At 55.0% G+C, this 10332-nt stretch carries 9 protein-coding genes and 1 pseudogene; 7 read left to right on the top strand and 3 right to left on the bottom strand.

What is annotated here, in order from left to right:
- Positions 1 to 21 precede the first annotated feature (21 nt).
- Positions 22 to 1149 (bottom strand): outer membrane protein assembly factor BamC, encoded by a 1128-nt coding sequence (gene bamC, locus ACRC1E_RS12975; RefSeq protein ID WP_438515508.1) that lies wholly within the window; start codon positions 1147 to 1149, stop codon positions 22 to 24.
- Positions 1150 to 1165: 16 nt separating this feature from the next.
- Positions 1166 to 2041 carry a 4-hydroxy-tetrahydrodipicolinate synthase gene (dapA, locus tag ACRC1E_RS12980; protein ID WP_438515509.1) on the bottom strand — a complete coding sequence of 292 codons (876 nt, stop codon included), beginning with the start codon at positions 2039 to 2041 and terminating at the stop codon, positions 1166 to 1168.
- Between the two features lie 166 nt (positions 2042 to 2207).
- Here dapA and ACRC1E_RS12985 point away from each other — a divergent pair, with 166 nt between their 5' ends.
- Positions 2208 to 3839 carry an ABC-F family ATPase gene (locus ACRC1E_RS12985; protein ID WP_438515510.1) on the top strand — a complete coding sequence of 544 codons (1632 nt, stop codon included), beginning with the start codon at positions 2208 to 2210 and terminating at the stop codon, positions 3837 to 3839.
- 287 nt (positions 3840 to 4126) lie between these two features.
- A complete protein-coding gene (fabG, locus tag ACRC1E_RS12990) occupies positions 4127 to 4867 on the top strand; it encodes a 3-oxoacyl-ACP reductase FabG (protein ID WP_438515511.1) in 741 nt (246 codons plus the stop codon).
- A gap of 65 nt (positions 4868 to 4932) precedes the next feature.
- Here fabG and cysB read toward each other — a convergent pair whose 3' ends face one another.
- Positions 4933 to 5883 (bottom strand): HTH-type transcriptional regulator CysB, encoded by a 951-nt coding sequence (gene cysB, locus ACRC1E_RS12995; protein ID WP_438515512.1) that lies wholly within the window; start codon positions 5881 to 5883, stop codon positions 4933 to 4935.
- 113 nt (positions 5884 to 5996) lie between these two features.
- On the opposite strand from cysB, the gene ACRC1E_RS13000 reads away from it, so the two are divergent.
- The 5 genes and pseudogenes from ACRC1E_RS13000 to ACRC1E_RS13020 form a co-directional block, all read left to right on the top strand.
- Positions 5997 to 6701: a phosphoadenylyl-sulfate reductase gene (locus tag ACRC1E_RS13000; RefSeq protein WP_438515513.1), complete on the top strand. Its 705-nt coding sequence runs from the start codon at positions 5997 to 5999 to the stop codon at positions 6699 to 6701.
- Between the two features lie 20 nt (positions 6702 to 6721).
- A complete protein-coding gene (locus tag ACRC1E_RS13005) occupies positions 6722 to 8380 on the top strand; it encodes a nitrite/sulfite reductase (protein ID WP_438515514.1) in 1659 nt (552 codons plus the stop codon).
- Entirely contained in the window at positions 8364 to 8843 is a 480-nt protein-coding gene (locus tag ACRC1E_RS13010) for a DUF934 domain-containing protein (RefSeq protein ID WP_438515515.1), read from the top strand. Before ACRC1E_RS13005 ends, ACRC1E_RS13010 begins: the two co-directional genes overlap by 17 nt.
- A gap of 241 nt (positions 8844 to 9084) precedes the next feature.
- Positions 9085 to 9732: an OmpA family protein gene (locus ACRC1E_RS13015; RefSeq protein WP_438515516.1), complete on the top strand. Its 648-nt coding sequence runs from the start codon at positions 9085 to 9087 to the stop codon at positions 9730 to 9732.
- Positions 9733 to 9992: 260 nt separating this feature from the next.
- A pseudogene (locus tag ACRC1E_RS13020) lies at positions 9993 to 10332 on the top strand (bifunctional riboflavin kinase/FAD synthetase); the annotation flags it as partial.

Here is a 10332-nt window from a genome sequence, read left to right on the forward strand (position 1 = left end):
GGGCGGCCTGTTGCATGATGCTTACTGTAGCTGTTCCGCCAGTTTGCGTACGATCTGGCTGGATAGTGCGTCCGGCAAGGCTTGACCTGCCTTGTCCTGTAACTGGACTCGAGTCTGTTTGTCGTTAGCTTTGACTGTCACGCGATATTGTTCTTCTTGCTGGGTGGCTTCGTTTTTATCACGCCAGAAAGCAAGGCCTGACCAGAAGCCACCTTCGGTCTTGCCGGTTTGTGCATCGATATCGCCCTTGGCCGGGCGCACATAGTAGATGCCTTGCGAGCGGTCACGATCGACGATCTGCAAGCCTATGCGATCCAGCGCCAAGCCGATACGACGCCATGCACGATCAAAATCGTCGTTGACTTGCAATGTACCAGCTTGGATCTGTACTTTTTCTATTGTAGCCGGCTGGCTTTCAGCGGCTTTGGCCGATGTTTTGGCCTGATCTTCGCTGTGTCCCAGGCGTACCATAAAGCGGGCGAGGAATTCGGTTTCAAGCTCGGGGTCAGCCGGGCGCGGTTGCCATTTTGTCTCGCTCTTGCCTTCGTTGATATAAGTCTCGTACATGCCGCGGTGGGTGAAATAAACCTCGGTACCCTTGGCTGTGCGTTCCAGGCGGATGCGGAATTTGTCGCGCTCGGGTGTCGACATGACGCCGCCCAGTCCGACGGTATCCAGCATGCGGCGGACTGGATCCATACCCAGTTTGGCACGGTTTTCGGCCCAGTCTGTTTCCATCAAGCCGATATCGGGCTCTTCGCTCTTGATTACGAAGCCGTTGTCCTGCCAGAAGGCTTTGAGCAGTGGCCAGACTTGTTCGGGTGCCTTGTTGTCGACCACCAGCCAGCGTTGGGTGCCGCCGCGCTCTATATGTGCATTGGCCGGTTTGACCAGCAGATTGCTATCTTGCTGTATCTGGGGCGCGTTAGTGCCGGTTTTGCTGTAATCGATTAGCGAAGCACTGCCGGTGCCGGGTAGCTGGTAGCGATTCTGGATTTGCGGTGCGGTCAGATCGGGCGGGAGCTCCAGTTTGCCTTGTTGTACTGGTGCATCCGACTTGTAGTCCAGTGGTTTTTCCAGTACGGAATTGCTTGAGCAAGCGCCAAGCAAGCCTGTCAGCAATAATGGCAGGCAGAGATTTTTTTTCATTGTATGGTCTTCTCGTTTATATAACGCGAGCTTGCTGCATGGCGGCTTCGACAGTTGCGACGCTGTCCGTGCTCATCAATTCCAGTGGCAGGCGAATGCCGGACTGGATCAGTCCCATGCGTTGCAGGGCCCATTTGGATGGGATCGGATTGGGTTCGATAAACAGTTGCTTGTGCAAGCCTTGCAAGCGGTCGTTTATTTCGCGTGCCGCGCGGCAGTCGCCGGCCAGAGAGGCTAGGCATAAGTCGCTCATGGCGCGTGGCGCGATGTTGGCTGTAACCGAAATGACACCGTGACCGCCGCATAGCATAAAGGCCATGCCGGTAGGGTCATCGCCGGAATAAAGGGCAAAGTCGGCAGGTGCACGCTTGACTAGGTCGCAGGCGCGGCCGATATCGCCGGTGGCGTCCTTTAGTCCGACAATATTCGGGATTTCGGCCAATTTGAGTGCAGTATCATTACTCATGTCGGCAACGGTGCGTCCCGGTACGTTGTACATGATCAGCGGAATGTCGACGGCTTCGGCTATCGTACTGTAGTGCCGGTAGATGCCGCTTTGGGTTGGTTTGTTGTAATAAGGCACAACCGACAGTGTCATGTCGGCACCCAGTTCTTTGGCATGGCGTGACAACTCGACGGCTTCTGCCGTGCTATTGGCACCTGTTCCTGCCACCACCTTGATGCGTCCTGCTGCATGGCGGATAACGGCTTGTACAACGGCGAGGTGTTCATCGACGGTCAGAGTGGCGGATTCGCCGGTGGTGCCAACGGCGACGATGCCGCTGCTGCCGTTGTCTATATGGAAGTCAACCAAGCGGGTGAGGGATGCGAAATCTACCTGACCATCCTCGAACATCGGGGTGACCAGAGCTACCAGGCTGCCGGTGAGCATAGTGAGGCCTATATTTTTAATGGCAAAGGCTTCAGATTGTAGCGGAATTCGCCACCGTGGCAAAAGGGCGTATGCGAAGTGGGGCAGGATAGTTTGGCTGCGGGGATTTGTGCTAGAATCTTCCGCTTTTCCGGTACTTACGGCCAGTCGGCTCAAGGATGCAAGCGTGATTACCACTAGTAATATTACCATGCAGTTCGGCGTAAAGCCGTTGTTCGATAAGGTTTCGGTTCGCTTTGGCGAAGGAAACCGTTATGGCTTGATCGGTGCCAACGGCTCTGGCAAGTCGACGTTCATGAAGATTCTGGGCGGTGATCTGGAGCAGACTTCAGGTGAAGTCGCCATTGAGTCCGGTTTGCGTTTGGGCAAACTGCGTCAGGATCAGTTTGGCTACGAAGATCAGCGCGTGATCGATGTGGTGCTGATGGGGCACACCGAGATGTGGGCGGCGATGAGCGAGCGCGATGCGATCTACGCCAACCTCGAGGCCACCGAAGAAGATTATATGCATGCGGCCGAACTGGAAGCCAGGTTCGCCGAGTACGATGGCTATACGGCGGAAGCGCGTGCCGGTGTGCTGCTGTCCGGCGTGGGTATCCCGCAGGATCAGCATTTCGGCATGATGAGCGCCGTCGCTCCGGGCTGGAAGCTGCGCGTATTGCTGGCGCAGTCGCTGTTCTCCAATCCGGATATCCTGTTGCTGGATGAACCGACCAACAACCTGGATATCAACACCATCCGCTGGCTGGAGAATGTGCTCAACGAGCGCAACTCCACCATGATCATTATTTCGCATGACCGTCACTTCCTGAATCAGGTGTGTACGCACATGGCCGATCTGGATTACAACACCATCCGCATCTACCCGGGTAATTACGACGATTATATGATCGCGTCGACTCAGGCGCGTGAGCAGCAATTGTCGTCCAATGCCAAGGCCAAGGACCGTATCCAGGAACTGCAGGAATTTGCCGCACGCTTCTCGGCCAACAAGTCCAAGGCGCGCCAAGCGACCAGCCGCTTGAAGCAGGTGGACAAGCTCAAGTCGGAGATGGTTGTGGTCAAGCCATCCAGCCGCCAGAGTCCGTTCATTCGTTTCGAGATGGATGACAAGATGAAGCTGCACCGTCAGGCAGTGGAAGCTTCCCAGTTGTCCAAAGCTTACGACAGCAAGGTCTTGTTCAAGAATCTTGACCTGATTCTTGAAGCGGGGCAGCGTCTGGCGATTATTGGTCCTAACGGTGCAGGTAAGACTACGCTGGTCAAGTTGCTGGCCGGTGCTTTCTCGCCCGAACTGGCCGATGGGATAGTCGCCGACTACGGCACGGTTAAGTGGGCCGAGAAGGCGCAGCTGGGTTATTTTGCCCAGGATCACGAGGCCGAATTCGACTCCGATGAGAACCTGTCAGAGTGGATGCGTGAATGGGGCCTGGAAGGCGACGACGAGCAGGTGATACGCGGCACGCTGGGGCGTTTACTATTCGGCAGTGACGATGTGACCAAGGCGGTGCGTGTCTTGTCCGGTGGTGAGAAGGGTCGCATGCTGTACGGCAAGCTAATCCTGCAAAAGCCGAATGTGATGATCATGGACGAACCGACCAACCATATGGATATGGAGACGATCGAAGCCCTGAACATGGCATTGGACAAGTATAAGGGCACGCTGATTTTCGTGTCGCACGATCGCCAATTTGTCAGCTCGCTGGCAACCCAGATTCTGGAACTCGATGGCGACGGTGGCTACGAGTACTATATGGGTGATTACGAGTCTTATCTGGAAAGTAAGGGTATAGAGTAAGTCTTTATCTATTCCGTATTTGACGGCGTGTTATTGTGTTTAAACACAGTATCACGCCGTTTTTTATATTTGCCTTTGGCGGAGATGCGTAATATCGAGTGATTGCTTTACCCGCTTTATGCTATGCGCTATATTGCAACGCACAAACACGTTGTGATGGCATGCCGCTTTGCTATCAGGCACGTCAGAACCAGAATAACAAGGCCACAGTGCAGCAATGCAAAGGTCGATGGTGGGGAATACCAGCTAGTCTGGCCATCCTAAGATATGTGTACAAAGGAAAAACCATGCGTTTGAAAGACAAGGTTGCCATTATTACCGGTGCTGCCAGCGGCATCGGCAAGGCGACTGCAGAGAAGTTCGTGCGCGAAGGCGCAATTGTTGCCGTTTGTGACCTGAATATCGAGGCCGTTAGTACGGTCGTGGAAGAACTGAAGGTTGCCGGTGGACAGGCCGTCGGCTACAAGGTCAATGTGACCGACAAGGCTGAAATTGCCGCCATGGTTGCCGATCTCAAGGCGCGTTTTGGCCGTATCGATATTCTGGTGAATAACGCAGGCATCGTGATGGATGCCCAGTTGAGCAAGATGAGTGATGACCAGTTTGATAAAGTCATCGATATCAATCTCAAGGGCGTTTACAACTGTGCCAAGGCCGTGGTCGATACCATGATAGAGCAGGGGAGCGGTGTGATCCTGAATGCCTCATCGGTGGTCGGTATCTATGGCAATTTTGGCCAGACCAACTACGCGGCTACCAAGTTTGGCGTGATCGGTTTCGTCAAGACCTGGGCGCGAGAGTTGGGTAAAAAAGGTATCCGTGCCAATGCCGTGTGCCCGGGCTTTGTGGCGACCCCTATCCTGAAGAATATGCCGGAGAAGGTGATTCAGGCGATGGAGGACAAGGTGCCGATGAAGCGTATGGCCGCGCCGGAAGAGATTGCCAACGTCTACGCCTTCCTGGCTTCGGACGAAGCCAGTTATATCAATGGCGCTGCCATCGAAGTGACCGGTGGTCTGACGCTGTAAGCTTAAGCCTGTTCGCAAGCTTGCGCCCCGTGCCTGATGGACGGGGCGTTGTCGTATCCGGGCTCTTAGTCTTCGGCGGGAAAACGCGGATCATGTGCCAAGAGTGCGGCTTCGACCTGTTTGCGCTGCAGATGCGGGGCAAACAGTTCGATCAGTGTGTAAGCAAAGCCGCGTAAATAGGCATCCTTGCGGATGCCGATCTTGGTTGTCGACGGGGCAAACAGGTGGGCGGCATCAATGACCGCCAGTTTGCTGTCGCGTTCGGGCTCGAAGGCCATGCTGGCGATAATACCGATACCCAAGCCCAGCCCGACGTAGGTCTTGATCACATCGGTATCGATAGCGGTCAGGACAACATTGGGCGTGAGTGCGGCTTCAGCGAATGCCTTGTTGATTTTTGAGCGCCCGGCAAAGGCGAAGTCGTAAGTGATGATGGGGTAGCGCACAATATCGGCCAGTGTCAGCGGGCGCTGCAGTTGGGTCAGTTCATGTCCTTGCGGAACAACAATGCTGCGGTTCCATTGGCAGCACGGCAGCATGGCCAGCTCTTTATATAGTTCTATGCCTTCGGTGGCGATGGCAAAGTCGGCTTCTCCCGCCACGACCATCTCGCAAATCTGGGTCGGACTACCTTGCTTGATCGACAGTCTGACCTTGGGGTGGCGGCGCATGAATTCTGAAATAACCGCGGGTAATGCATAGCGTGCCTGAGTGTGGGTTGTGGCTATGGTCAGCGCCCCCTCGGATTCGCGTGAAAATTCATCTCCTACGCGTTTCAGGTTCTTGGCTTCGTGCAGGATGCGCTCGGCGATGCGCAGGATCTCCTTGCCCGGTTCGGAAACGGCAACCACGCGCTTGCCATTACGGATGAAAACCTGAATGCCCAGTTCATCCTCCAGCAGGCGGATCTGTTTGGAAATGCCCGGCTGCGATGTGTGCAGCTTCTCGGCCGCTTCGGAGACATTTAACCCCTGCTTGGCCACTTCAACCAAATAGCGCAACTGTTGCAGTTTCATGCCCCGTCGCCTTTCTTATAAAACCAGATGGAATTAGATACTAACACGATATTCTTTTAAGTTTATAAGTCGATTGGGTAGCATGTCTGCTAAATATTGTGAAGGAAACGGATATGGGTCTGGAACAGAAGCTGATGCATACCCGCTCGCTGCTGCAAAATATTGCCCAAAGCGAGACCTCGGTCGTACTGGCCAATAGCCTCGGTGCCGAGGATATGGTACTGACCGATCTGATCGCCGGCTTGCAGTTGCCAGTCGCTATTTTTAGTCTGGATACTGGGCGCTTGCCTGGCGAGACCTATGCCTTGATGCAGGCCGTAGCAGAATGCTATCCGGCTTACCCCCTGCGTATTTATGTTCCCGACACGGCGGCTACCGAGGCGTGGGTAGGACTGAACGGCATTAATGCCTTTTATCAGAGTATCGAGTTGCGCAAGGGGTGTTGCGAGGTGCGTAAGCTGGAACCGCTACGCCGGGCGTTGGCCGGACATAGCGCATGGATCACCGGCTTGCGTCGCGAACAATCGGTGACGCGGCTGGACTTGCCCGAGTGCGAGCCGGATACGGCCCACGGACTGATGAAGTACAACCCCTTGCTTGACTGGAGCGAGGCTGATGTCTGGGCGTATATCCGGGCGCACGATGTGCCATACAACGCCCTGCATGACCGACATTATCCTTCCATCGGCTGTGCGCCCTGCACCCGCGCTATTGCGCAGGGCGAGGATGTGCGTGCCGGACGCTGGTGGTGGGAAAATCCAGAATCCAAAGAGTGCGGCCTGCATGCCAAGGCCAGCCCACTTAAACCTGCTGCCTGAGTTCGCAGCTGGAGAATTTCATGTATCGATATAATGAAGTCGACACCCGCATCGTGGGTGAGCGTGTGGCGCAGTTTCGCGATCAGACCCGGCGCTTTCTGGCCGGCGAATTGTCCGAAGAAGAGTTTCGTCCATTGCGGCTGATGAACGGGCTATATGTGCAGCGTCATGCGCCGATGTTGCGGGTCGCCATTCCCTATGGCCATTTCAGCAGCACACAGATGCGTCGTCTCGCGCATATTGCCCGCCATTACGACAAGGGTTATGCCCATTTCACTACGCGGCAGAACATTCAGTTCAACTGGCCGGCTCTGGCGTCGGTGCCGGATATTCTGGCCGAACTGGCCGAAGTCGGCATGCATGCCATCCAGACGTCAGGCAACTGTGTGCGCAATACCACCACCGATGCCTTTGCCGGTGTGGCTGCCGACGAGCTGCTGGATCCGCGGCCATGGTGCGAGATTATCCGTCAGTGGAGTAGCTTGCATCCCGAGTTCGCCTATCTTCCGCGCAAGTTCAAGATTGCAGTGTCCGGCAGTCTTGAGGACCGCGCCGCGACCTGGGTGCACGATATCGGCTTGCAGGTCGTGAGAAATACGGCTGGCGCGACCGGTTTCAGGGTGCTGGTTGGTGGCGGGCTGGGGCGTACACCGGTCATTGGCGAGCAGGTGCGCGAGTTCTTGCCGGCCGAGCACTTGCTGACCTATCTGGATGCGGTGCTGCGTGTCTATAACCGTTTCGGGCGGCGCGACAACAAGTACAAGGCGCGCATCAAGATTCTGGTCAAGGCGATGACGGTAGAAGGGTTTGCGGCCAAAGTCGAAGATGAATGGCAGCATCTTAAGGATGGTCCCGCCACGCTGCGGGCTCAGGATGTTGCCCATTTCGCCGGTTTTTTTGATGCCCCTGCCTATGAGATGCTTGAGGCCGATCCACCCAGTCTGCGTGCGGCACAAGCTGAACACCCGGCATTTGCCCGCTGGCTGGCACGTAACACCCGGGCGCATCAGCGGCCGGGCTATCGCGCGGTGGTCTTGTCGCTGAAAAAAACCGGTGTACCGCCGGGGGATATTAGTGCCGAGCAGATGGACGCGGCTGCGGGCTTGGCCGAGCGCTTCGGTTTTGGTGAATTGCGGGCGGCGCATGAGCAGAATTTGATCCTGCCGGATGTACGCGAATACGACCTGTTTACCCTGTGGCAACTGGCACGCGAATACGGCTTCGCTACGCCGAATATTGGCCTGTTGACGGATATTATTTGCTGCCCGGGTGGCGACTTTTGCGCGCTGGCCAATGCCAAGTCGATTCCGGTGGCCGAAGCGATCCAGCGTCGCTTCGCTGATCTGGATTATCTGCATGACCTGGGCGAGATCGATTGCAATTTGTCCGGTTGCATTAATGCTTGTGGCCATCATCACATTGGCCATATCGGTATTCTGGGTGTCGATAAAAATGGTGAAGAGTGGTACCAGATTACGCTGGGGGGGAGTCAGGGTAATCTGGCTTCGTTGGGCAAGGTGATCGGTCCTTCTTTTGCCCAGGCTGATATTCCGCAGGTGTTCGAAAAAATTCTGGGGGTGTATGTGGCCGAGCGCCTGAGCGGGGAACGCTTTATCGAAACGGTGCGACGCATGGGGATTACACCATTCAAGGAGGCGGTCTATGCAAAACATCATTAAGGACGGGCGCATCGTCGCGGACGAGTGGGTTTTGCTACGAGATGACGATGCCGCATGGCCGGCGCAGGATGTCATCCTGCCGCTTGAGCGCTGGCTGGGCGAACGCCCGGCTCATGCGCATCGTGTGGCGGTCTGGCTATCGTCGGATTCGGATATCGATCTTCTGCTCGCCCGGCTTTCCGAACCTGGCTTGATCGCGATTGATTTTCCGGCTTTTACCGATGGCCGGGGCTACAGCCTGGCGCGCCTGTTGCGTGAACGCCATGGCTATAAGGGAGAGCTGCGAGCCATCGGGGATGTATTGCAAGATCAGCTCTACTATCTCCATCAAGTGGGGTTTGACAGCTTTGCCGTGCGGGCGGATCGGGATGCAGGGCAGGCCTTGGTTGGGTTGCAGGACTTTAGCGATAGCTATCAAGTCTCGTGGCGTCAACCTGAACCATTATTTAAGCGTGTTTTTTAGATTTTCATTGCAATTCTTTGGGCATGTAAAATATCGGTATTTGCTGATTTTGTTGTTTTTAAGTCATAGATTGAGCTGTATGTAGGTCTAGCGAGTTGACACTATGTAAATGTGTTTATATAGTGCTAAAACCTTGCATATTGAATTTTGCACGCTAGAGTGATTTAAGGTGTCTCACCATCTATAAAAGGCACGCGAGGCACTTTTGGCACTGGCTTTTAAAAACAAAAGGGAATTTAAGATGATCAAACAGTTTAAAGTAAGTGCTTTGCTTGGCGCCCTGCTGGTTTCTGCTAGCGCATTTGCAGCTCAGCCAGGCTACCTGGATGACCAGGCTACCAACAAGGTTGTGCGTAACAACTACGGCGAGTGCTGGAAGAGTGCTTCTTTCGACAAGGCTAAAAACGGTCTGGTTGAATGCGGTGATCGCGAAGCGGTTAAGCCTGTTGCTGTTGTCGCTCCGGTGATGGTTCTGGTTCAGGAAAAGATCTCCCTGTCGGCTGACGTGTTCTTCAACTTTGCCAAGGCTACGCTGCGTCCGGAAGCCAAGGACGAGTTGGGCCCGCTGGTTGAGAAGCTGAAGGCCAATGGCGACAAGCTGCAATCGGTTGAACTGGCTGGTTTCACCGACTTCTACGGTTCCGACAAGTACAACCTGAAGCTGTCGCAAGAGCGTGCCGACACCGTACGCAATTTTCTGGTTGAAAATGGCGTAGCCGCAGCCAAGGTTACTGCAGTCGGCAAAGGCAAGGCTGCCGATGGCCTGACCCAAGAGTGCAAGGCCAAGAAGCTGAAGACCCAAACCGAAATGAAGGCTTGCGTGGCTGGTGATCGTCGTGTCGACATGACTATCAGCGCCATGAAGGAATCCATGGTTGAACAGAAGTAATTCTGTCCTGACCCTGAAAAAAGCCCTGCCTGTGCAGGGCTTTTTTGATTTTTATGTTTTGCCCGGATGAATTGGGGAGAAAGCGCTTATTGCTTGCCGTGCAAGGCTGGACGCTGGCGAGTATCGACCGCTACAATCGTAGGCTTTCAGGGCAAAGGGCGGCAATGCAGGTATATTTCGGAGATCCCCGTCGTTTCAGCCTGCCCGGGTGTGCACTGACCATAGGCAATTTCGATGGTGTCCATTTGGGGCACCGGAATATGTTGACCCGCTTGCGTACCGAAGCAGACCGGCGCGCCCTGCCTGTGGCCGTGCTGACCTTCGAGCCGCATCCGCGTGAGTTTTTCAGTCGCGAGACGCCACCGGCGCGCTTGTCTACCTTGCGCGATAAGCTGGCCGAGCTGGAAGCGTCAAAGCTGGTTGATATCGTATTTGTTTATCGTTTTAATCATGCATTTGCCCGCATGAGCGCCCAAGATTTTATTGACGATGTATTGGTTGGCGCCCTGAATACCCGTTATTTACTGATAGGCGATGATTTCCAGTTCGGCGCCAAGCGCAGCGGTGATTTTTCCCTGCTGCGTAGCTGCCCGCACTTTG

The organism is Craterilacuibacter sp., assembly GCF_051659485.1.
GTDB lineage: Bacteria > Pseudomonadota > Gammaproteobacteria > Burkholderiales > Chromobacteriaceae > Craterilacuibacter.

What these genes read in the sequence shown, in the direction of transcription:
- dapA (WP_438515509.1), bottom strand. Translation starts at nt 2,041, where the DNA reads ATGCTCACCGGCAGCCTGGTAGCTCTGGTCACCCCGATGTTCGAGGAT.
- ACRC1E_RS13000 (WP_438515513.1), top strand. Translation starts at nt 5,997, where the DNA reads ATGGGTCTGGAACAGAAGCTGATGCATACCCGCTCGCTGCTGCAAAAT.
- fabG (WP_438515511.1), top strand. Translation starts at nt 4,127, where the DNA reads ATGCGTTTGAAAGACAAGGTTGCCATTATTACCGGTGCTGCCAGCGGC.
- ACRC1E_RS13010 (WP_438515515.1), top strand. Translation starts at nt 8,364, where the DNA reads ATGCAAAACATCATTAAGGACGGGCGCATCGTCGCGGACGAGTGGGTT.
- ACRC1E_RS13005 (WP_438515514.1), top strand. Translation starts at nt 6,722, where the DNA reads ATGTATCGATATAATGAAGTCGACACCCGCATCGTGGGTGAGCGTGTG.
- bamC (WP_438515508.1), bottom strand. Translation starts at nt 1,149, where the DNA reads ATGAAAAAAAATCTCTGCCTGCCATTATTGCTGACAGGCTTGCTTGGC.
- ACRC1E_RS13015 (WP_438515516.1), top strand. Translation starts at nt 9,085, where the DNA reads ATGATCAAACAGTTTAAAGTAAGTGCTTTGCTTGGCGCCCTGCTGGTT.
- cysB (WP_438515512.1), bottom strand. Translation starts at nt 5,883, where the DNA reads ATGAAACTGCAACAGTTGCGCTATTTGGTTGAAGTGGCCAAGCAGGGG.